General features: G+C 69.1%; 20 protein-coding genes. 9 read left to right on the forward strand and 11 right to left on the reverse strand.

Annotated features, from left to right (window positions below):
- Window positions 1-102: 102 nt before the first annotated feature.
- Window positions 103-1,047: a zinc metalloprotease gene (locus ACFQRE_RS14675; protein WP_380123604.1), complete on the reverse strand. Its 945-nt coding sequence runs from the start codon at window positions 1,045-1,047 to the stop codon at window positions 103-105.
- 276 nt (window positions 1,048-1,323) lie between these two features.
- Here ACFQRE_RS14675 and tig point away from each other — a divergent pair, with 276 nt between their 5' ends.
- Both tig and ACFQRE_RS14685 read left to right on the forward strand, forming a co-directional pair.
- The gene (gene tig, locus ACFQRE_RS14680; protein ID WP_380124288.1) at window positions 1,324-2,682 is read left to right on the forward strand and encodes a trigger factor; all 1,359 of its coding nucleotides are present in this window, start codon (window positions 1,324-1,326) and stop codon (window positions 2,680-2,682) included.
- A gap of 118 nt (window positions 2,683-2,800) precedes the next feature.
- Window positions 2,801-3,268 carry an SRPBCC family protein gene (locus tag ACFQRE_RS14685; RefSeq protein ID WP_380123606.1) on the forward strand — a complete coding sequence of 156 codons (468 nt, stop codon included), beginning with the start codon at window positions 2,801-2,803 and terminating at the stop codon, window positions 3,266-3,268.
- Here the strand turns inward: ACFQRE_RS14685 and ACFQRE_RS14690 are convergent.
- Entirely contained in the window at window positions 3,254-4,315 is a 1,062-nt protein-coding gene (locus ACFQRE_RS14690; protein ID WP_380123608.1) for a LacI family DNA-binding transcriptional regulator, read from the reverse strand. The two genes, ACFQRE_RS14685 and ACFQRE_RS14690, sit on opposite strands and share 15 nt — an antisense overlap.
- 133 nt (window positions 4,316-4,448) lie before the next feature.
- Here ACFQRE_RS14690 and ACFQRE_RS14695 point away from each other — a divergent pair, with 133 nt between their 5' ends.
- The 6 genes from ACFQRE_RS14695 (at window position 4,449) to clpX (ending at window position 10,721) form a co-directional block, all read left to right on the forward strand.
- The gene (locus ACFQRE_RS14695) at window positions 4,449-5,729 is read left to right on the forward strand and encodes an MFS transporter (RefSeq protein WP_380123611.1); all 1,281 of its coding nucleotides are present in this window, start codon (window positions 4,449-4,451) and stop codon (window positions 5,727-5,729) included.
- 127 nt (window positions 5,730-5,856) lie between these two features.
- A complete protein-coding gene (locus ACFQRE_RS14700; protein ID WP_380123613.1) occupies window positions 5,857-6,480 on the forward strand; it encodes an ATP-dependent Clp protease proteolytic subunit in 624 nt (207 codons plus the stop codon).
- Window positions 6,481-6,506: 26 nt separating this feature from the next.
- Entirely contained in the window at window positions 6,507-7,166 is a 660-nt protein-coding gene (locus tag ACFQRE_RS14705; RefSeq protein WP_380123615.1) for an ATP-dependent Clp protease proteolytic subunit, read from the forward strand.
- A gap of 323 nt (window positions 7,167-7,489) precedes the next feature.
- Window positions 7,490-8,449 (forward strand): hypothetical protein, encoded by a 960-nt coding sequence (locus tag ACFQRE_RS14710; RefSeq protein ID WP_380123617.1) that lies wholly within the window; start codon window positions 7,490-7,492, stop codon window positions 8,447-8,449.
- Between the two features lie 130 nt (window positions 8,450-8,579).
- The gene (locus tag ACFQRE_RS14715) at window positions 8,580-9,239 is read left to right on the forward strand and encodes a hypothetical protein (protein ID WP_380123620.1); all 660 of its coding nucleotides are present in this window, start codon (window positions 8,580-8,582) and stop codon (window positions 9,237-9,239) included.
- A gap of 207 nt (window positions 9,240-9,446) precedes the next feature.
- Window positions 9,447-10,721, forward strand: coding sequence for an ATP-dependent Clp protease ATP-binding subunit ClpX (clpX, locus tag ACFQRE_RS14720; protein ID WP_009775476.1), 1,275 nt, complete (start codon window positions 9,447-9,449; stop codon window positions 10,719-10,721).
- Window positions 10,722-10,811: 90 nt separating this feature from the next.
- Here the strand turns inward: clpX and ACFQRE_RS14725 are convergent, their stop codons facing one another.
- From ACFQRE_RS14725 to ACFQRE_RS14745, 5 genes are read right to left on the reverse strand one after another with little or no spacing between them, the layout of a single operon-like run.
- On the reverse strand, window positions 10,812-11,357 hold the full coding sequence (locus ACFQRE_RS14725) for a hypothetical protein (RefSeq protein ID WP_380123624.1): 546 nt from the start codon (window positions 11,355-11,357) through the stop codon (window positions 10,812-10,814).
- The gene (locus ACFQRE_RS14730) at window positions 11,354-12,745 is read right to left on the reverse strand and encodes a DUF58 domain-containing protein (protein WP_380123626.1); all 1,392 of its coding nucleotides are present in this window, start codon (window positions 12,743-12,745) and stop codon (window positions 11,354-11,356) included. Before ACFQRE_RS14730 ends, ACFQRE_RS14725 begins: the two co-directional genes overlap by 4 nt.
- Window positions 12,742-13,737: an AAA family ATPase gene (locus tag ACFQRE_RS14735; protein ID WP_380123628.1), complete on the reverse strand. Its 996-nt coding sequence runs from the start codon at window positions 13,735-13,737 to the stop codon at window positions 12,742-12,744. The genes ACFQRE_RS14730 and ACFQRE_RS14735 overlap by 4 nt, the downstream gene beginning before the upstream one ends.
- Window positions 13,738-14,235 (reverse strand): hypothetical protein, encoded by a 498-nt coding sequence (locus tag ACFQRE_RS14740; protein WP_380123630.1) that lies wholly within the window; start codon window positions 14,233-14,235, stop codon window positions 13,738-13,740.
- Window positions 14,232-14,936, reverse strand: a complete 705-nt coding sequence (locus ACFQRE_RS14745; RefSeq protein ID WP_380123632.1) for a DUF4129 domain-containing protein — start codon at window positions 14,934-14,936, stop codon at window positions 14,232-14,234. The genes ACFQRE_RS14740 and ACFQRE_RS14745 overlap by 4 nt, the downstream gene beginning before the upstream one ends.
- Here ACFQRE_RS14745 and ACFQRE_RS14750 point away from each other — a divergent pair.
- Entirely contained in the window at window positions 14,915-15,748 is an 834-nt protein-coding gene (locus ACFQRE_RS14750) for a hypothetical protein (RefSeq protein ID WP_380123635.1), read from the forward strand. The two genes, ACFQRE_RS14745 and ACFQRE_RS14750, sit on opposite strands and share 22 nt — an antisense overlap.
- Here the strand turns inward: ACFQRE_RS14750 and ACFQRE_RS14755 are convergent.
- The 4 genes from ACFQRE_RS14755 to eccB all read right to left on the reverse strand — a co-directional run bounded on the left by ACFQRE_RS14755 (window position 15,737) and on the right by eccB (window position 21,790).
- Entirely contained in the window at window positions 15,737-16,447 is a 711-nt protein-coding gene (locus tag ACFQRE_RS14755) for a lysoplasmalogenase family protein (RefSeq protein ID WP_380123637.1), read from the reverse strand. The genes ACFQRE_RS14750 and ACFQRE_RS14755 overlap by 12 nt on opposite strands.
- Window positions 16,444-19,122: a valine--tRNA ligase gene (gene valS / locus ACFQRE_RS14760; protein WP_380123640.1), complete on the reverse strand. Its 2,679-nt coding sequence runs from the start codon at window positions 19,120-19,122 to the stop codon at window positions 16,444-16,446. The genes ACFQRE_RS14755 and valS overlap by 4 nt, the downstream gene beginning before the upstream one ends.
- A 113-nt stretch (window positions 19,123-19,235) precedes the next feature.
- A complete protein-coding gene (locus tag ACFQRE_RS14765) occupies window positions 19,236-20,453 on the reverse strand; it encodes a S8 family serine peptidase (RefSeq protein ID WP_380123642.1) in 1,218 nt (405 codons plus the stop codon).
- The gene (eccB, locus tag ACFQRE_RS14770) at window positions 20,450-21,790 is read right to left on the reverse strand and encodes a type VII secretion protein EccB (protein WP_380123644.1); all 1,341 of its coding nucleotides are present in this window, start codon (window positions 21,788-21,790) and stop codon (window positions 20,450-20,452) included. The genes ACFQRE_RS14765 and eccB overlap by 4 nt, the downstream gene beginning before the upstream one ends.
- Window position 21,791: the final 1 nt, after the last annotated feature.

The following is a 21,791-nucleotide window of genomic DNA, read 5'->3' on the forward strand; positions in this document are numbered from 1 at the left end:
ACGAAAGGTATGCCGCCCGCTCACCGGGTCCCACGCTCCGCGTGGGCCGAGCAGGCGGCATACCTTTTCTTGTGTCTGGTCCTGCTGGGTTGTTCCGGGACGTCAGGCGCGGAAGGCGAGCCAGGCGTCGCTCATGCGCGCCGACTGACCGGGCGTGAACATGTTCATGCACGAGTCCTGCGAGTAGTCCATGAAGTTGTGGATCGGGTCGAGGCCCGGAGCCGTGCAGGTGTCGGCACCGATCGGGCAGTTGAACTGCGGCTGCGCCTCGCGGGGGGTGTCCGCCACGCCGTCGCCGGCAGCCGAGCAACCCTTGTTGAAGGTGTGGTCGAGCATCATCCAGTGACCGACCTCGTGGGTGAGGGTGTCGCCGAGGGAGTACTTGCCGGCGGTCCCGCCGGGCATGGACTCGTCGAGCATGACGACGCCGTCGATGAAGTCGCGCCCGGTGTTGTAGCCCTTGGGGAAGTAGGCCCAGCCGAGCAGGCCGTCGCCGATGTCGGCGACGTAGACGTTGAGGGTCCTGGAGTCGCCCTCGTAGAGCGCCTTCTTCATGTCGCGCTCGACCTTGCCCGGGGTGACGACGTTCCAGGCGGCGTTCACGGTCCACGTCGTCCTGGTGAGGTCGAAGCGGAACGGGGTGTTGGCCGCGTCCGGGGCGGTGGCGCCGGAATATGCGTCGTTGAGGACCTTGACCTGGTCGGTGATCATCTTCGTCATCCGGGCCTCGCCAGCCGCGTCGAGCTTCGCCTTGGAGACGACGTGGAAGATCGTCGGGACGGTCACGGAGCCGGCCGCCATCGTGGGGCTGTCCTTGATCACGCCGTAGGCGTTGGCCTCGTTCTTGCTGTAGAGCTCGGGCTCCTTGACGCCGGCGGGGGCATCGTCGCGCACCCGGGCGGCCGAGGTGGCGGCGGCCGGGTCGCACTCGGCAACGGCGGGAGAGGGGGCCGAGGCTGCGCTCACGGTGGCGGGAGCAGAGACGGCGAAGGTGGACGCTGCGAGCGCGATGACGCCGAGCGCGGGACGGATGAGACGTCGTGACATGGATGATCTCCTCAAGGGATGCTGGCCCGTTCGGACCGCTTCCGGGACGCTACCTGCGCGATCCGACATTGCGGGGGCAAACGAGGAGACGATTCGGTCCACGTGGCGCGTGCCGTTAGCATGTTCGCGAGTTTGATTTCTTTTCGGTATGCCGTGTGCTCAAGGCTCCGCTGTCCGCGGGCAGATGCTTGCCGCCGGCACTGCCGATCCTGATCTCACCCGCGAGGTGCGCCTCGCAATCATCCAGTGATCCCAACACCTTGTGGAGTGCCTGAAGTGAAGAGTGCCGTCGAGACCCTCAGCCCGACCCGGGTGAAGCTCATCGTCGAGGTGCCGTTCGACGAGCTGAAGCCTGACCTCGACGCGGCGTACCAGACGATCGGATCCCAGATCCAGATCCCCGGTTTCCGCAAGGGCAAGGTTCCCGCTCGCATCATCGACCAGCGCGTCGGCCGTGGCGCCGTCGTGCAGGAGGCCGTCAACGAGGCCCTCCCACGCTTCTTCGCCGAGGCCGTCGACGCCGAGGGCATCAAGGCCATCGGCGCTCCCGACGTCGACGTCACCGCCGTTCCCCTCGAGGACGGCCAGGACCTCGAGTTCACCGTCGAGACCGACGTGCGCCCCGAGATCGAGCTCCCCGAGCTCGATGGCATCGCCGTTGAGGTCGACGAGGTCAAGGCCACCGACGAGGACATCGAGGAGCGGCTCACCTCGCTCCGTCAGCGCTTCGGCACCCTCACGGCCGTCGAGCGCGCCGTCGAGACCGGCGACGTCCTCTCGATCGACCTCAAGGCCGTCATCGACGGTGAGGACATCGACAGCGTCGAGGGCGTCACCTACGAGGTCGGCTCGGGCAACATGCTCGTGGGCCTCGACGACGCCGTCCTCGGTGCCAACGCCGGCGACACCAAGACCTTCACCGCTCCGCTCGCCGGTGGCGACAACGAGGGCCAGGACGCCGACTGCACCGTCACCGTCCAGTCCGTCAAGGTCCGCGAGCTCCCCGAGCTCGACGACGACTTCGCCCAGCTCGCGTCGCAGTTCGACACACTCGAGGAGCTGCGCGCCGACATCGTGACTCAGGCCGAGCAGGCCAAGAAGTTCGAGCAGGGCGTCCAGGCCCGTGACAAGGTCCTCGAGCACCTCCTCGAGGTCACCGAGGTCGCCGTGCCCGACGGCATCGTCGAGGCCGAGGTCACCAGCCACCTCGAGGGCGAGGGTCGTCTCGAGGACGACACCCACCGCGCCGAGGTCAACGAGAGCACCCGCAAGGCACTCAAGGGTCAGTTCCTCCTCGACGCCCTCGCCGAGAAGCTCGAGATCGAGGTCGAGCAGCCCGAGCTCATCGAGTACCTCATCATGAGCGCGCAGCAGTACGGCATGGACCCGAACCAGTTCGCCCAGGCCATCGACCAGCAGGGCCAGGTCCCCGCCATGGTCCAGGAGGTCTCCCGCCGCAAGGCGTTGGCCGCCGTCCTCGAGAAGGCTGTCGTCACCGACACGGCCGGCAAGACGATCGACCTCAACGAGCTCGTGCCCCAGGCCGACGTCGTCGAGCCCGAGCTCGAGGCGGACCTCGAGGAGCTTGCCGACGAGGCCGCCCCGACCGAGACCGAAGAGCCCGCCAAGGCCTGACGCCTCACCCAGAACCACCACGTATGCCGGGTGCTCACCGCAGGGTGAGAACCCGGCATACGCCGTTCTCGCAGGTCAGAGGTTGCTTCTCGCCGCGATTCGTGATGAGGGTGGAGGCATGAGCAACGACACGCACATCACCGTTTCCCGCACGATCGACGCCTCTGCCCAGGCGATCTTCGACGTGCTCAGCAACCCGCAGCGACACCCGGCCCTCGATGGCTCGGGCTTCGTCCGGTCCGTCGAACAGGCCGACCGCATCCAGAAGGTCGGCGACGTGTTCACCATGAACATGGCTGGCGACCACATGGGCGGCGACTACCAGACCGACAACCACGTCACGGGCTACGACGAGAACTCCCTGCTGGCGTGGCAGACCACTCCGGCCGGCACGGAACCGTTCGGCTGGGAGTGGGTCTGGCGCCTGGAGCAGCAGGGGCCCGGCCAGACGCTCGTGACCCACACCTACGACTGGTCCAAGGTCACCGACAAGGAGATCCTGCAGAAGGTGACCTTCCCGCTCGTCTCCGAGGGCCAGCTCGACAACACGCTCGCCAAGCTGGCTGAGGTCTCAGCCGGGTCCTGAGGTCGTGTCACCGACGCGGAGCGAGACCGCAAAGGCCTCGCTCCGCGGTGACTCACCCGCGAGCGCGCGGCGGGTGAGGTCGCCGAGAACGCGGCCCTTGGCCTCGCCCGGTTGCACCACAGTCGTGAGCTGACGGTCCAGCCAAGGGAGGTCGACGCCGTCGAAGCCCGTGACCGAGACGTCCTGCGGGACGCGCAGTCCCAGGCTCTCGGCCGCGCGAATCACGCCTGCTGCCAACAGATCTGACTGCGCAACGATCCCAGTGGGGCGTTTGTCGGAGGGGACGTCGAGCAGGAGTCGTCCGGCCACTTCGCCTGCGGCGACATCGGGCTGCTCCGCCTCGACGAGGGGGCTGACCGGGTCGGCGACGTCGAGGAAGCCTCGTGCCCGTTCCCGTGCATCCGGGTATGCCGCCTGCACCAGTTCCGCGATCGCGATGCGGTGAGTGGGACGGCTGGCACCGATCGGCATGAGGACATGGGCCAAGCGCGTGTGGCCGAGGTCGACGAGGTGCCGGGTCGCCGCGGCAGAGGCTCCGCGTTCGTCGACGAGGACGTGAGTGACGCCGTCGTGCAGAGGCGCCCCGGCTCCGATCATCGGGATGTGACGTGCGAGCAGGTGGCTGACGAGGGGGCTGTCGGTCCGGCCGCACAGGGGGAAGATCGCGGCGTCGATGGCGTGGGCGGCCAGGGGATGGGGCTGCGCGTCACCGTGGTCGGCGATCAACAGCATGCTCGTGCCCATGGCGTCGAGCTCCTGCGCCAGGCCGTCGAGCACGGCCAGGGCGAAGGGGTCGCGGAAAGCGTGGAGCAGCCGGTCCTCGACGATGACGGCCACGGTCCCGGCGCGACCCTGGCGCAGCGAACTCGCCAGGGGGTCGGGTCCGGCGTAGGCGAGTTCGACGGCAGCAGCCTGCACGCGCTCGGCGGTGGTCGCGGCCACCGGGCCCTTGCCGCTGAAGACGAGCGAGGCGGTGCTGATCGACACTCCGGCCAGCTCGGCGACATCGCGCAGTGTCACCTTGCGGGTTTGACGCGAGGGGCTCATGGGGACGAGACTATCGAATCGATTCGATCCATTCCACTTCGTGCCCCGCACGGACATGCCCCACAGCGCTCGCCGTGTCCGTGCGGGGCACGAAGTGGAGCGGCCATCCGCACACAGAGAGAGTTTGAGCCCCGTGACCAGCCCCGCCGCCCTGCCGCGCGAACGCGTCGTCAGCGCCCGCAGCGCCGTCTTCATCGTCTTCGCCCTGGCGGGCGTGGCCTTCGCGAGCTGGGCGTCGCGCATCGCCGACGCCAAGGCCGGGCTGGACCTGTCGGCCGGTCAGCTGGGCGCGACCCTCTTCGCGATGTCCGCAGGCTCGATGCTCGCGATGCCCTCGACAGGGCGCATCGTGAACCGTTTCGGCATCGCGCCCGCGATCCGGGTGGGCATGATCATCGGCGTGGCCGGCTTCGCGGTCGTCGGTGCTGGCGTGGACCTCGCCGAGTCCCGGCTGGTCGTCGGCATCGGCCTCTTCCTCATCGGATCGGGAATCGGCGTGTGGGACGTCGCGATGAACCTCGAGGGCGCGTCCGTCGAGCGCCTGCTGGGCCAGACGATCATGCCCAAGTTCCACGCCGCCTTCAGCGGTGGGACGGTCGCGTCGGCGCTCGTCGGATCCGCGATGTCGTGGGCGTCCGTCCCGCTGCTGCCGCACCTGCTCGGTTCGGCGCTGATCGTGACCGTCGTCGGATTCTGGGCGATGCGCTCGTTCCTGCCTCGGGACCTCGAGGAGCAGGAGGCTGCGGCGTCTGACTCGGCCTCCACGGCAGCCGCGCAGGTCTCGGGTGGCGCCGGCGGTGGTGTTGCCCCGAAGGCGCGGTCGGCCTGGCTCGAGCCGCGCACCCTGCTCATCGGTCTCGTCACCCTCGTCGCCGCCTTCACCGAGGGCACCGCGAACGACTGGCTCGCCGTCGCCTTCGTCGAGGGTCACGAACTGCCCGCGTGGGCCGGAGTCCTGGCCTTCGCCACGTTCTTGTCGTTCATGACCCTGGGCCGGTTGCTCGGCACCCGGTGGCTCGACACCTACGGGCGCGTCCCGGTCCTGCGGGCCACCTTCGCCCTGGCCGTCGTCGGTTCGGTGCTCGTCATCTTCGGGAACGCGTGGATGGCGTTCCTCGGTGCTGCCATCTGGGGTGTCGGCGTCTCGCTCGGCTTCCCCGTGGGCATGAGCGCCAGCGCCGACGACCCCGCCCGTGCCGGAGCCCGGATGTCGGTCGTCGCCACCATCGGCTACCTCGCCTTCATCGCCGGACCGCCGGCCCTTGGCTTCCTCGGCGACCACGTCGGCGTCCTTCGCAGCCTGCTCGCCGTCGGCACCATGGCCCTGCTCGTCCAGGTCATCCTCGAGAGCGTGCGCGAGCCCACCCGAGACGCGACCACAGCGGCACCGGCGCCCGCACGCGAAGCGAGCTGAGCGGCATACGCCGCATGGTTTTGTGCTCAGGGCGAACATGGGCCGGCACCGGGAGTGTGGGGGAGGACCTGCGCGTTAAGGTCTGCGAAAGGCAAGACCCCCCACATCACGGCAGGAGCAGATCAGCGTGAGCAGCAACGAGATCGTCGCAGCCGGACCGGGCGAGAAGCTCGGGCTCGACGACAGCATCTACAACCGCCTCCTCAAGGAGCGGATCATCTTCCTCGGCTCCGAGGTGCGCGATGACAACGCCAATGCGATCTGCGCGCAGATGCTCCTGCTCGCCGCGGAGGACTCCGACAAGGACATCTGGCTCTACATCAACAGCCCCGGTGGCTCGGTGACCGCCGGCATGGCGATCTTCGACACCATGCAGTGGGTGCCCAACGACGTCGCCACGGTGGCCATGGGTATGGCTGCCTCGATGGGTCAGTTCCTCCTGTCGGCCGGCACGCCGGGCAAGCGCCACGCGACGCCGCACGCGCGGGTCATGATGCACCAGCCCTCGGGCGGCATCGGCGGCACGGCGTCCGACATCAAGATCCAGGCCGAGCAGCTCCTGCACATCAAGAAGCAGATGGCCGAGCTCATCGCCGAGCACACCGGTCAGACGCCGGAGCAGATCGAGGAGGACTCCGACCGTGACCGCTGGTTCACGGCGCAGGAGGCGAAGGAGTACGGCTTCGTCGACCACGTGTTCTCGCGTGCGGACCAGGCCGGCAGCTCATCCGACAACCCGGTCACCGACTGACCCGGCGACCAGGAGACCCAAGAGATATGAACGCGAACTACCCGACCCGCCCCGGCGCCCTGAACGTCCCGGCCCCGTCGAGCCGCTACATCCTTCCGCAGTTCGAGGAGCGCACCTCCTACGGCATGAAGCGGACCGACCCCTACACCAAGCTCTTCGAGGACCGCATCATCTTCCTCGGCGTGCAGGTCGACGACGCGTCCGCCGACGACGTCATCGCCCAGCTCATCGTGCTCGAGTCCCAGGATCCGGACCGCGACATCCTCATGTACATCAACAGCCCCGGTGGCTCGTTCACGGCGATGACCGCGATCTACGACACGATGCAGTACATCCGCCCAGACGTGCAGACGTTCGTCATCGGTCAGGCGGCCTCGGCTGCGGCGGTGCTGCTCGGCGCCGGTGCTCCGGGCAAGCGCTACGCCCTGCCCAACGCCCGCGTGCTCATCCACCAGCCGGCGATCGAGGGGACGGGCGGTATGGCCTCCGACCTCGAGATCCAGGCCAACGAGGTGCTGCGCATGCGTGGCTGGCTCGAGGACACCATCGCCTCCCACTCGGGTCGCGACGTCGAACTCGTCCGCAAGGACATCGAGCGCGACAAGATCCTCTCCGCCGCCCAGGCCAAGGAGTACGGCCTGATCGACGAGGTCCTCGCTTCGCGCAAGGCCACCAACGAGGTCTGATCCTCCGCGTCACCAACAACGCAAGGTATGCCGTCCGCTCACTGAGCGGGCGGCATACCTGCGTCTGGGGTGAGTCGGGGCCCACAGTGAGGCGCCAGATCTGGGGGCCCAGATCTGGGGCGCCAGATCTGGGGCGCCACGAGGCGCCGCACGTCGTTCTCGCTCAGGCATGCCGCTCGCGTTGGCGCATGCCGCCCCAACGCCATGTCCCGACGACAATGACGTGCCCGAACGAGAAAGGCGGGCCTCGCAGGTCTGGGATGGCCACGAGGCCTGTGGAAATCTCTGCGGTCGGGGCGGACAATCCTGTCAGGATCGGCCGCATGCTCGGTGCCGCTGCTCCCCTCCCGTTCGACCCGGGTGCCCTGCGTCTGGCGTCAGACCTGCGTCGCAGCGGCATCGAGCCGTCGCGAGGTCCTTGGCACCATGTGCGCTGCGGTGTCTGGATTGACGGTGCACTGTGGGCGACCCTCGATCCCACGCAGAGGCACGCCGCCTTCGTCCACGCCACGGCACTGCTGCGCCGACTCCAGGAGCCAGTGGTGTGCGCTGTCGAGGCGGCTGCAGCTGTGTGGGGCCTGCCGCGCATCGAGGACTGGCCCGGATTCGTCAGGCATCACGTGACGGAGCGTCGGGTGCGCGGCTCCACCCTCTTGCGTCCCTTTCTCGGTGCTGAGGTGGAACCCGTTGAACGCCAGGGTCTGCTGGTGACTCCAGTGGCACGCACCGTGGTGGACCTGGCTCGGTCTGGGTCCATGTTCACCGCCGTTGCGTCGGCGGACCACGCCTTGCGGCATGCGCTGTGCGATGCCGAGGAGTTGGCCGCCGAGGTGAGCTCCCTTCCGCCGCGGGCCGCTGGTCGAGTTCGGGCGGCACTGGTGCGCGACCTGGCCGACCCCCTGAGCATGTCGCCGGGCGAGAGCCTGTCGCGCGTCCAGATGTTCCGGCTCAACCTGCCAAGGCCGGAGCTGCAGCACGAGGTGCACGATGACGACGGCCTGGCCGGGGTGGCGGACTTCTGGTGGGAGGGCGTCGTGGGGGAGTTCGACGGCAAGATGAAGTACCGCGTTCCCGAGGGTGCCAGCCCGCAGGAGGCGGCCGAGATCGTCTGGAAGGAGAAGAAGCGTGAGGACCGCCTGCGGAGTCGCGCGCGCGTGGCCCGGTGGATCTGGGTCGACGCGCTGCGACCCGAGCGGATGCTTCACCGTCTGGGGGCCGTGGGCATCAGACCCGTGGCCCGTCTGCGGTGGTTCGACCTGGGGTCAGGCAGCGTCGCTGGGTGACCCGTGGCGCACGTCGTTCTCGACGCGGCACGTCGCCCCAGCGCCAGGCGCCAGCGAGAGCGACGTGCGCAGGCGGGACCTGCAGATCCGCGTGAGGGAACCGAGTGAGCATGGGAGGCGTCGGAGAGGAATGAGACGCTTTCTGGCTGCCGCGTTGCTGATGCTCACCGGTCTGGTGTGCCTGCCGCTCACGCCCGCGTGGGCCTGTTCGTGCGCGCAGCTCGACATGACCGGCGCCGTCGGCAACGCCGACCGAATCTTCAGGGGAACGGTGACGGACGTCGAGGTGGGCGAGGGCGTTGCCCGGGGTCAGACCATCTACACGGTGGACGTCCACTCGCGGCTCGTGGGCGACTCGGCCCGAACGGAGAGAGTGCGCACGCCCAGCAGTGAAGCCTCGTGTGGTTTCACGGCCCAGCAAGACCTGCCCTACGTCTTCTTCGTCCGGGAAGACGTCGGTCCGGTGTTCATGCCGGCCGAACCCGACCTGCCGGTCATCAGTCTGTGCAGTGGGACGCGAGAGGCCATGGCGGACTACGTGACCGAAGTCGAGGCAGTCACGGGACCGGGTCGCGAGGTGATCCCCGTGGGTCGTGGCGGCAACGTCAGTCCCACGGCCGAGCCCACCGTGGCTGCGCAGGACGCACCCCACGCTGAGGACGGTCGCCCGGAGTGGCAGTTCCTGGCCCTGGGTCTGGGGCTCGGAGTGGTCGTCGGAGGCGTGGGGTTCGCCATCGCCCGATCCCTCGTGTCACGACCCGGACGAGCCCAGGACTCAGCGTCTGCGTGAACGTTCAACGGCCCGGGCCACATCGAGCGGGCGCCGTTCTGCCCTGAGCGGACAAGGGCGACTCGCGCCGTGTCGGGGGCGTTCAATGGGTGGTGTCGGCGTTGCCGCGAGGTAGCGTCGGACGCGTCGTCCACGGGTCGTCGGCTCGAAGGCACGCCGATGTCGTGGAGCGAAACACCACCGTCTTGATGAAGGGACCGAAGCCAAGTGGCACGAGTCGGAGAGACCAGCGATCTGCTGAAGTGCTCTTTCTGTGGCAAGTCCCAGAAGCAGGTCAAGAAGCTCATCGCCGGACCGGCGGTCTACATCTGCGACGAGTGCATCGAGCTCTGCAACGAGATCATCGAGGAGGAGCTGGCTGAGTCCTCGGACCTCGGTGGCCTCGACGAGCTCCCCAAGCCCAAAGAGATCTTCGACTTCCTGCAGCAGTACATCATCGGTCAGGACGTCGCCAAGCGATCGCTCGCCGTGGCCGTCTACAACCACTACAAGCGCATCCAGTCGGGTGAGGGTGTCGGCAAGAAGGACGCCGACCACGTCGACATCGCCAAGTCCAACATCCTGCTCATCGGGCCGACGGGGTGTGGCAAGACCTACCTCGCGCAGACGCTCGCCAAGATGCTCAACGTGCCGTTCGCCATCGCTGACGCGACCGCGCTGACCGAGGCCGGCTACGTCGGTGAGGACGTCGAGAACATCCTCCTCAAGCTCATCCAGGCCGCGGACTACGACGTCAAGAAGGCCGAGACGGGCATCATCTACATCGACGAGGTCGACAAGATCGCCCGCAAGAGCGAGAACCCGTCGATCACCCGCGACGTCTCCGGTGAGGGCGTGCAGCAGGCCCTGCTCAAGATCCTCGAGGGCACGACCGCGAGTGTCCCGCCCCAAGGTGGTCGCAAGCACCCGCACCAGGAGTTCATCCAGATCGACACGACCAACGTGCTCTTCATCGTGGGTGGTGCGTTCGCCGGCCTGGAGAAGCTCATCGAGTCGCGCAGCGGCAAGAAGGGACTCGGCTTCGGTTCGGAGCTGCACAACCCCAAGGACCTCGCCGAGTCGATCCACGAGGTCATGCCCGAGGACCTGATGAAGTTCGGCCTCATCCCCGAGTTCATCGGTCGTCTCCCGGTCATCACGACCGTGTCGCCACTCGACATCCCGGCGCTCACCGAGATCCTCACCGAGCCGCGCAACGCCCTCGTCAAGCAGTACCAGAAGATGTTCCGCATCGACGGCGTCGAGCTGGAGTTCACCGACGAGGCCGTCGTCGCCATCGCCGAGCAGGCCCAGGCGCGCGGCACCGGCGCCCGCGGACTGCGCGCGATCATGGAGGAGGTCCTCCTCCCCGTCATGTTCGACGTGCCCAGCGATGACGAGATCACCAAGGTGGTCGTCACCGACGAGGTCGTCCGCAAGAACGTCCTGCCCACGATCGTGCGTCGCGAGGCCGGCCCCAAGCGTCGCAAGCGCACGGCCTGAGCGACACCCCGCCGACGCGACGCCTTCGGCGCCATCGTCGACTGACCCAGACCTGCGGCGTATGCCGCCCGCCCACCACGCGCGGCGCCGTCACCGTGGTCTCTGGTCAGGGGCCGACGGTGCCCGTGTCTGCGCCTGGGTCACCCAGAAGGCGAGAGCGAGGATCGCAAGTGCGGCGACCGCGGCATACGTCATGGAGGGCAACCCGGGGGGAGCGTCAGCGGTCTGCGCGACGAGCAGGGCCCACACGGGGACGGACAGGCCGACAACGATGAGCCCTCGCCCGACCCAGCGGACCACGGTTGCCCGAGGCAGCGGCGCCGCTGGAGGCAGGGCGCAGGCGAGGGCAGCAGCCAGATGGATCGTCAGCAACGCGAGCGCCGCCACGAACGTCAGGGCCCAGTCGCGAGTGGTCGTGGGAACCGGCGTGCTCGACAGCCAGTTCACGACGTGCAGTCCCAACAACAGGGTCGTGAGGCGCGAGGCCGGGTCCAGGACCACGAACGGCGTGAGCACGATGAGCACGAAGGCGCCGACGAGCGTTCCCTGCGGTCCAGCGAACGCGGCAAGGAGGGCAAGCCCGACGGAGGGCACGGCGATGAGGATCCGCAGGACTCTCTGCGACGTGGGGGTCATCGCGACACCATCCGTGGTGAGCGGCGTTGGCGACCGATGTCGCGCAGGACGAGGTCGAGAGTTCCGGGGCCGATCCACGTGACGATCGGGACACCGCTGAGCCGGGTTCGAGTCATCTCGCGCGAGCGCTCCATGAGGCGCAGGCGCCACGCGAGGCGGGCTCCGCTCGAGATCTCGTGTTCGGGGACGAGCCCGCTGAGCTCCTCATCGGTGAGGTGGGCGACGGCCATCGACCGCGGCAGCGTGTCGACGACCACCGTCGACGTGCCTCGGCGAGCGAGCGCGCTGGCATGAGCCAGCACCTCGACGGAGATGGCGGGGGTGAGGAAGACGACGAGCGTGCCGACGGACACCGGGTGGCGGAGCTGACCCTGGAGGCGCTTCTCGTCGATGACACCACCGTCGGCGACGCGGACCCGGGCGAGCACGTCGAGCAGGCGGCGCAGCTGGTTGCTCCCGAGTCCGGGGGAGAGCCGTGGGCTCTGATGGGCTCCCAGCACCTGGAGCCCCACGCGGTCGCCCGCGCGCAGGTAGTGCTCGGCGACGGCCGCGGCCGCCCGAACCCCGTTGTCGAGGCTGCTGTCCTCGCCCTCGAAGCCGGTGCTGCGCCCGAGGTCCTGCATCGCGTCGACGAGGATGAGGATCTCGCTGTCCTGGTCCGCATAGGTCGTGGTGACGTGCAGCTCGCCGGTGCGCACGGACACCGGCCAGTGGATGCGGCGCAGGCGGTCGCCGAAGCGGAACGCACGCACCGTGGCGATCTCGCTGCCGTCGCCCTGGTGACGAGAGCGGCTGCGACCCACGAGTCCGTCGGGGTCAGGGACAGGCGATCGTGCCGAGAACGCCTCTGGCAGAGGGACGGTCGGCACCAGGGCGCCCGGCGCAGGCGGCGGGTCCCAGATGAAGGCGCCGAACGCACTGCTCACCGCGCAGGTCGCCGGGCCGAGGCGACGCAGCCCCCAGCGGGTGCTCTGGCAGAGCACGTCGAGCTGGCGCACCTCCACTCCCGCGTCACCGGTGGCGACGGACTGGCTCGTCGGCGTGTAGCGGGTGAACGCGGTCTCCGTCACCGCGAACCCGACGTCCTCGACCCCTGGGCCGGCCTCGACGGTCGCGGTCCAGGCGGTCGTCTGGCCCTCACGCAGCACGGTGTGTCGCAACCACGTGTGCACGACGGGCGACAGCACCGGGCGTCGCACCATCGACCACACGGCGACGATGGCGAGGGGAGCTCCCATCGCCACCGCGTCCGGGCGTCGCATGATCGCCCCCACCCCGACCACCGCGATGGCGAGGACGACGGAGCGCGCGAAGGCCGGAGTCGATCGCCAGCGTGCGAAGAGGCGGCTCCCCTGCGGCGCCTCGGGTCGGACCTCGGTGTCGCTCACGGTCCTTCGTACCCGGTCCGCACCTCACGCCCGGTGGGTGAGGGAGTCGGCACGGTCGACAGGATCGACGAGATGACGCTCTGCGCCGTGACGTCGTTGATCCAGAGCTCGGGCCGCACCGTGACACGGTGGTCGAGGGCGGCGTGCGCGACGGCCTTCACGTCCTCGGGAGTGACGTAGTCGCGGCCGCGGATCACGGCATACGCCCGGCTGGTGAGCATGAGCGCGAGGGAGCCGCGCGGCGAAGCGCCGAGGACGAGACTCGCGTGCGAGCGGGTCGCTGCGGCGAGTCGCACGCAGTAGCGCCCGACGCCCTCGTCCACCGTGACGGTCTCCACGGCGCGCTGCATGGCCACGAGCCCGGCGGCATCGGTGATGGCCGACACCGTCTGGGCCTCCTGCTGTCGCTCGACCCGGCGTCGCAGGACCTCCCACTCCTCGCCCGCTGTGGGGTAGCCGAAGGAGATGCGCAGCAGGAAGCGGTCGAGCTGGGCCTCGGGCAACGGATAGGTGCCTTCGTACTCGACCGGGTTGGCCGTGGCCAGCACGTGGAAGGGCTGCGCCAGCGCGAAGGTCTCGCCCTCGACGGTGATCTGCCCCTCCTGCATGGCTTCGAGCAGCGCCGACTGCGTCTTGGGGGGAGTGCGGTTGATCTCGTCGGCAAGGAGCAGCTCGGTGAACAGCGGCCCGCGCCGGAAGACGAACTCGTGGGTGCGCTGGTCGTAGATGAAGGCACCGGTGAGGTCGCTCGGCAGCAGGTCGGGGGTGAACTGGGCGCGGGCGAAGTCCAGACCGAGCGCTTGGGCGAACGAGCGGGCGGCCAAGGTCTTGCCGAGGCCGGGGAAGTCCTCCATGAGGACGTGCCCGCCCGCGAGGACTCCTGCGAGGACGAGCTCGAGGCTGGCGCGCTTGCCGACGACGGCCCGCTCGACCGCGGCGAGGATGTGCGCCGTGTGATCGGTGACGTCATGCAGGGAAAGGGTTTCGGTCACTCAGTGCTCCTCGAGTGTGGTGATGAACGAGGCGAGCTCGTCCGCGTTGACGTGTGGTGGCCTTGGCGAACTCAGGTATGCCGTGAGGTCCGGTCCCAGCGCCGCCTCGGCCTCTCCGCCCGGGCCGTCGAGAGTCAGGCCCTGCGGGGCGAGGCGGGCGTCCGCGAGGGATCTCAGAGTGGACTGCACCGTGAGCGCCGCGTCGTGGTTGCCGGTGAGCGAGGCATCGATGGTGCGGGCGAGTGCGGTGACCCTGCGATCGCTGCCGCGCACCCGTGTGACGGTGCCAGCGCTGGTGGTCCATTCGAGCTCGTGGTGATCGCGCAGGAGCCACACGCCGAGGGCCCCCGCAGCGACGAGCAGTCCGGCGGAGGCGACCAGCAGGAAGACACGGTCGAGAGCTGGCACGACTGCGAGAACCAGCCCCAGGAAGGCGGCGAGGGCCACCGCGGCGGCAACCTCGCGCCCGCGCAACAGGTCAAGAAGTCTGGCCCTCATCGCGGGGCGTCCTGACCCAGGCCCTGGAGCGGTCGGGTGAGGTCCTCCCGCACCTGCCGCACCGCTGCTCGTGCCGCCTCGCGGTGTTCCTCACCGATCAGGTGTCGGGAGAAGCGGGCCTCACGGTAGAGCGCGGCCAGGCGTTCGATGGCGCCCTGGTCGACGTCGTACTCGTTGAGCACCGCGGTGACGAGTTCGGTGGGCGTGCGTGACTGGTCGTCGTCGATCCCCACGGTGATCGCGGTGCGTTCGAGGGTGAGCCAGGCGTTGATGACGGCTTCGGCTGAGGTGCCACGGTCGAGCTGGGCCTCGCTGTCGCGCAGTCCGGTGACGAGCACATCAGGCAGGAGCCCGGCCCGCACGTCGTCCTTGGTCGAGACGGGGTCGCGGCCCAGTCGGCGCAGGATGGTCCGCACCACGAAGAAGAGGACGGTGAGGATGATGAGGACCAACAGCACCCGCAGCGTCCACACGACGATGGTCGTGACGATGTGGTTGTCCTCCCCGATGCGCCCGCGGGCGCCACCTCGCGAGGCGTTGTCGGTCTGGTCCGGCTCGAAGCTCTCGCCGAACTCCTTGTCCGTCTCGGGAGACAGCCCCTGGGTGGTGAAGGCAGAGATGGAGCCGGCGCCGGAGACCCAGGCGGCGAGGAACAGGGCGCACGCAGCCCCCACGGCCCATGCCCACTCTCGACGCCCCATGGCGAGGAGCCTACGACGCGGTCGCGCCGCACACGGGCGGATCGGCCGCCGGATGCTCCTTCGCGGCAAAGCCAGGTCGCGCGGTGGTGGCGCTCGGGGCACGTGAGAGACAAGATGGCCATGTGGCCACGGCATACCGACTTCGCGCTGGTGACACGGGCCCGGTGCAGCAGTCCCCGGTGACGTGTGGCTCGGCCTGCCTCACCGTCGCGCGCATGCTTGTCGACTCCGTCTTTGCCAGTTGGGTACGCACCGGCAGCCCGCATCTGCCGGGTTCGCCGGAGGGCAACTCCGAGGCCGAGCGCTTCGCGGCATACGAACGCGTTGTCATGCGGCGCACCAACGGTCTCTTCGCAGGGCCCCACCGCGTCAATGCTCCCTGGCCCCGCGCCCTGGGCACGCCGCCGTGGGGTGCGAAGCGCGAGCTGGAGTTCGGCGCTGCGACCACTGGCACCCGCTACGACGTCATGGCGCTGCGTCAGCTCTCCGACGAGAGCCTGAGGGACGCCTTCGACCACCTCGTCGACGTCGTGGCGGAGGGGGAGCCGGGCCTGCTCTATGTCGGCTCGGCCCACCTGCCGCGCCACGTCGTCCTCGTGTTGCCCGGTGACGGTGACCGCGTCCTTGACGTCTACGACCCCGGCACCGGTCGCGTTGGCCATCTGCGTCGCGACACCGTCGTGGAGCGGCGGCTGGGTCTCAGTGGTTGGCAGGTCCCGTGGTTCGCCGTCCAGCCCACGGGGCATCGCCGGGTGCGTGCCTTCTCGGCGTCGCCGTCCCTCAACGGCGCACGGATGACTTCAGGGGCGTGACGAGAGCCGTCGGACGACCCCCAGGGTGAGGAGCAGGATCGCTGCAAGGTAGGTCGCCATGATCCAGAACCCGGGCAGTGGCACGTCCACGGACGGCACGAACTCACCCACCGCGATCAGCCCGTCGGACACGAGAAAGAGCGCGCCGCCGATTCCGGCCAGGCGGTGAATACCCGCTGACAGCAACGCCATCAGCGCCAGCGCCACGGCATACACAGCGATTCCGACGGTCATCGCACCGGCGCGTGGCGCGCACACGACCACCATGACGACGGCCAATGCCGCATAGCCCCACGCCCACCGGCTCCCCAGCAGCGACTGTCGACGCCACGGCCAGAACCCGGCGATGAACAGGACGTGCGCCAGGAGGAACGAACCCATGAGCGCGATGAAGGCGACCGAGTCGGGCACGAAGTCCGGCAGCGTGTCGCCGATCCACGAGAACACCAGCCCACCCGCCGTGAAACGGGCCAGCCGCGACCGCAACCCGGTCTGGGTGACGAGCGCGAGCAGCAGCCACGGCACGGCGACCCACTGCGACGCGTTCGCGAGCGGTTCGGCACCGGCCAGATGTGCACCGAGGTGCACCACGACGACGACGGCGTATGCCGTCAGCGCACCTCCCGCTCCGGGCGTCAGTCGGCTGCCCTGGGAGGTGTGGGGCGGGAAGCGGCGCGGGACTGGTGGCGCGGCGCTCACGACTGCGGCTTGGGCTTCTCCACCGGAATGAGCTCGACGTCGCTCGCACCCCATGCATCGGCGGCGACGAGGTCGAGGGAACCGGTGATCTTGCCGGCCGACCGGAGGTCCTGCTCTCCGGCGCGGACGTGGTGCAGGAGCGACTCGGGGCCACCGAGCACGATGCGAGCCACCTCGGCACGCATCGACAACTTGGCCTCGGACTTGCTCTTGCGCACGGTCGCCAGGGCAGCGCCCACGGCTCCGAGCATCGCCGGGTCCACGGTGTCCCCGGTGCTCCCGGACACTGCAGCCTCGTCGGGAGTCGGCCACGTCGTGACGTGCACCGAGCCGTCGTGCCACCACGACCACACCTCTTCGGTGACGTAGGGGAGGAACGGCGCGAGCAGGCGCAGCAGGACGTCCAGGGCGATGCGCAGCGTGGCCCGGGCCGACGCTGCCTCGGCGTCACCCAGCGAGCCGTAAGCGCGGTCCTTGACCAGCTCGAGGTAGTCGTCGCAGAAGGTCCAGAAGAACGTCTCCGTGACCTCGAGCGAGCGGGTGTAGTCCCAGGACTCGAAGCCGGCAGTCGCCTTCTCGACGACCTCGCGCAGCCCGGCGAGCAACGCCCGGTCCAGCGGGTTGGTCACCTGGTCGGCCAGCGCACCGGCACCCTCGCCCTCGCCCTCGACCTCCCCGAACGACAACGCGAACTTCGACGCGTTGAGCACCTTGATGGCGAGGCGGCGGCCGACCTTCATCTGACCGACGTCATAGGCCGCGTCCGCGCCCAGACGACCGGAAGCCGCCCAGTAGCGCACGGCGTCGGCGCTGTGCTCCCGCAGCACGTCCTCGGGCGTGACGACGTTGCCCTTGGACTTGCTCATCTTCTTGCGGTCGGGGTCGAGGATCCAGCCACTGATCGCGGCGTTGGTCCACGGGACCGTGCCGTGCTCGAAGTGCGATCGCACGACCGTGGCGAAGAGCCACGTGCGGATGATGTCGTGGGCCTGTGGGCGGACGTCCATCGGGAAGACCTTGTCGAACACCGGATCGGTTGTGACAGAACCGGATTCATCCATCCGACGCCAGCCCGCGGCGATCTGCGGAGACAGTGAGGACGTGGCCCACGTGTCGAGCACGTCGGCGTCGCCGATGAAGCCGCCGGGTTGGTCGCGCTGCGACTCGTCGTAGCCCTCGGGCGCCTGTGCGGCAGGGTCCACGGGCAGCGAGGCCTCGGACGGCACGATCACCTTGTCCCACAACGGATCGCCGTCGGCGTCGAGCGGATACCAGACGGGGATCGGCACACCGAAGAAACGCTGACGGGACACGAGCCAGTCACCGTTGAGGCCACTGACCCAGTTCTTGTATCGGGCGCTCATGAAGTCGGGGTGGAAGTCGACCTCGTCGCCACGGGCGACCAGGGCGGCATTGAGCTCGGCGTCGCGGCCACCGTTGCGGATGTACCACTGGCGCGAGGTGACGATCTCGAGCGGCTTCTCGCCGCGCTCGTAGAAGTTGGCCTTGCGCTGGGTCGCCTTGGGCTCACCGTCGAGGTCGCCGGCCTCGCGCAGTGCGGCCACGACGACCTCCCGGGCCGAGTGCACGGTCTTGCCCGCCAACTCGGTGAACAGCTCGGCACCCGGACCACCGGCCAGCCACTCCGGCGTCTCGGCCTGGATGCGTCCCTGACGGGTGATGACCGAGCGGGTCGGCAGCTGCAGCTCACGCCACCACATGACGTCGGTGAGGTCACCGAACGTGCAGCACATGGCGATGCCGGCGCCCTTGTCCTTCTCGGCCATGGGGTGCGCCACGACGGGTACCTCGACACCGAACAACGGTGAGGTGACCGTGGAACCGAACAGGCCGGCATACCTCTCGTCGTCGGGGTGCGCGATGAGCGCAACGACCGAGGGGATCAGCTCGGGACGCGTGGTCTCGATGTACAGCGGTCCTGCAGGGGAGTGGAACGCCACACGGTGGTACGCGCCAGGGTAGTCGCGCGCCTCGAGCTCGGCCTGGGCCACGGCGGTCTGGAACGTCACGTCCCACAGGCCCGGTGCCTCGGCCTGGTAGGCCTCGTCGCGAGCGAGGTTGCGCAGGAACGCCTGCTGCGCCGTCGCGCGCGAGTGGTCGTCGATCGTGCGGTAGGAGATGTCCCAGTCGAAGGACTGCCCGAGGCGACGGAAGAGCGACTCGAACGCCTTCTCGTCCTCGACGGTCAGCTCGTCGCACAGCTCGATGAAGTTCTGGCGCGAGATCGGCAGGGCATCACCGGCACGCAGGCTCTTGGCGTCGCCGCGGTGAGGCGGCTCGAACGTGGGGTCGTGGGGGAGCGAGGCGTCACCGCGCACGCCGTAGAAGTTCTGGACCCGCTTCTCGGTCGGCAGGCCGTTGTCGTCCCAGCCGATCGGGTAGAACACGTTGAAACCGGCCATCCGCTTGTAACGCGCCATGCAGTCGGTGTGCGTGTACGAAAAGATGTGGCCCATGTGCAGGCTGCCGGACGCCGTCGGCGGGGGAGTGTCGATCGAGAAGACCTGCGAGCGGTCGCCCGTCAGCGCTGCGTCACGGTCGAAGGCGTAGGTCTGCTGCTCGGTCCATACCTGCCCCCACTTGTCCTCGAGGCCGTCCAGCGAGGGGCGCTCCGGAATGATGGCAGCGCGGACAAGCGTGTGATCAACAGACATGGGCGTGATTCTCCCAGAACGTCACGCGTGCTCCCAACCGGGTTCCTTTGCGGCGTATGCCGCTCGCTCGCCTCCGCGACCCGCGCACCTGCCGATCGTCGACGTCTGGCGGGTCAGGCGTGCGTGGACCTGCGCAGCATCCGGGCCATGGCGAGGCCGAGGACGGAGGCGCCGACCCCGAGAAGGAGCCACTGGACGGCGCTGCGGTCGGGTGCGCGCGGGTCGCGCGCTGGGGTGAGGTCGACGGTCGAGGCCTTGGGGCGTGGAGTGGGACGGGGGGTGCCGCCGGGGGGCACAGGACCGGCCACGCTGTTGTCGAGCTCTGCGGTCATCGCTTCGTAGGGCTGCACCACACCCCATCCGGACACGTCGTCGCGGGCCGTGCGCGAACCTCGTGAGGCCGTGGCCGTGAGGCGGTAGCCAATCTCGTCGGAGGATGCTGCCGGGAACTCCTGGCGCAACAGGGCTGCCGCCCCGCTGACGTAGGCGGTGGCGTAGCTGCTCGACTGCTGTTCCTCGGAGAAGACGCAGTCGCCCCAGCCCCGGAAGGTCGTGATGACGTTGTCGCCGGGCGCAGCGAGGTCGACCTGAGGACCGTGGATGGAGTTCTCGCCAACGACGTCACTCGTCGTCGTCGTTGCCGCGACCCCGATGACGCCAGGGTACGCAGCGGGGTAGCGCAGTCCGTCCTTGACGTCCGCTCCCTGCTCGCGGTTGCCTCCGGAGGCGACCACGATGATTCCGGCCCGGACCGCGGCGGCGACGGCCGCACGGACATCGGCTCGGTTGCCCGTGGTCGAGAGCGAGAGGTTGATGACATCGGCCTTGGCCGACACGGCATACGCGATGCCCGCCGCAAGGTTGGCGGAGCGCTGCTGCTCCGGGTCACCGGCTTCTCCACCGGTGATCTTCACGGGGAGGATCTGGGCGTCCTTGGCCACGCCGACGACGCCGGACCTCTCACCGATGTCGCGGGCGGCGATGATGCCGGCGAGGGCGGTGCCGTGGCCCGTCTCGTCCGTCGTGGCGGCGCCTCCGACGAAGCTCTTGCCCGTGAGGACCGAACCCGCAGGGAAGTGGAGGTTGCTGGCCTGGACCCCGGAGTCGACGATCGCGACGACGACGCCCTTGCCCGTCGAGAGGGTCCAGGACTGCGCTGCGGCGAGCCGAGCAAGGGCTGGAGGGGACTCGGTGACGTAGCGAGTCTGCCCCTCGGTGCACTGCCGGACGTCAGCGTGGGCCGTGGGAGTTGCCGTCGGGACGACGAGTCCGCTCGCCACCACTGCGAGGGCGCCGAGTGTCGCGGCGACACCCACCGAACGACGGGTCACGACGCGGCGGCCACGGTCGTCTGGGCAGCCTTGACGCTGAGGACCGGCCCGGGGTGGAAGAGCTCGGCCCAGGCCTGGGGCACGGGGGCGACGTCGACGGGCTCGTAGCCGAGACGTTGCAGGAGATCCGGCGTCGAGCCATCTATGGGGTAGGACGTGCCGGTCTGGTCAATGGCAAGCAGTGGACCCGCGCTGATCGAGCCGGCGCCGACGGCGCGCACCAGTGCCCCGGTGCCAAGGTCCACGGCCACCTTGTTCGCTCCGGCCTCTGGCCTCACCGATTCCGAGATGGACAAGGTCACGGACGGTCGCGTGCCTGTCGCCGCCGTGAGTTTGGCGCACGGCGTCTCGGACACGAGGGTCGGCATCGCCGTCGGCCACTGCGTGGGTGCCACCCGCTGGGTTTGCACCTTGAGCTGGGTCACCTGGGCCGGGGTCACCGGCAGGTCGTCCGTGTTGCTGCCGGAGCCGAGTCGATAGAGCGCGTGGGCGAAGTCAGGCAGCGGCTCGAGCTCACCGGCGGAGTTGACGAGGTAGCGGCGCGCAGCCTGGCCGCTGTTGGCCACCGCGAGGACGGATCCGACGGTGGCGCCCGGCGGCAGACCGGGCGCGGACTTGCCGAAGCCGGGGAGCTGCAACGGCTTCACTTCCGGGCCGAGGGCAAACAGGTTGGTCCACACGGCCGGTGCCTGACGGGGCGGTTGGCCCTCCAGGCCGAAGGTCAGCATGACCTTGGAGATGTTGGCGGCGGCCACGGGATAGCGCATCCCACCGGCGATGATGAAGGGCTGGCGGCCGGTCATCACCACGGACGCACCCGGCGCCGTGGGGGTGCTCTTGACCGACGGGCCCACGGAGGTCGCGACCCCAGCCTCAGAACCGAGGCACGAGACCCATCCGGTGTTGGTCAAGGACTTGGGCGGGGTGAGCGAGTCGGGGGCGCCGAGGATGCCGATCGTGCTGCCACGCTTCTTCGTGGCGAGCTTGTCATCGGCGACGGTGATGACCTCGAAGCTGTTGGCCGGGATGAGCAGGCGTGCGCTCGTCGTGTTGAGGACGGGGTGCAACGTCTCCTTGATCGAGACGTATCGGGCGCCGCTGGTCTTGGCGATGACGAGCTTGTTGTTGCCCCAGTTGTCCGGCAAGGAGCCCTTGAGCCAGCCGAACGCGAGGCTTCCGAGGACGAGGACGACGGTGAGCGCCAACCCGCCGATGACGGCCTTCATCGGTCGGTGCGGCTCGACCTCACGCCCGCCCGGTGCACCACTCACGAACGCCGTCGTCAGGCGACGCCTGCTGAAGGATTGGGCCTCGACGAGGTCCTTCTTGGTTGCCATC

Origin of the sequence: Knoellia pratensis (genome assembly GCF_042666395.1) — a bacterium.
Classification (GTDB): domain Bacteria; phylum Actinomycetota; class Actinomycetes; order Actinomycetales; family Dermatophilaceae; genus Knoellia; species Knoellia pratensis.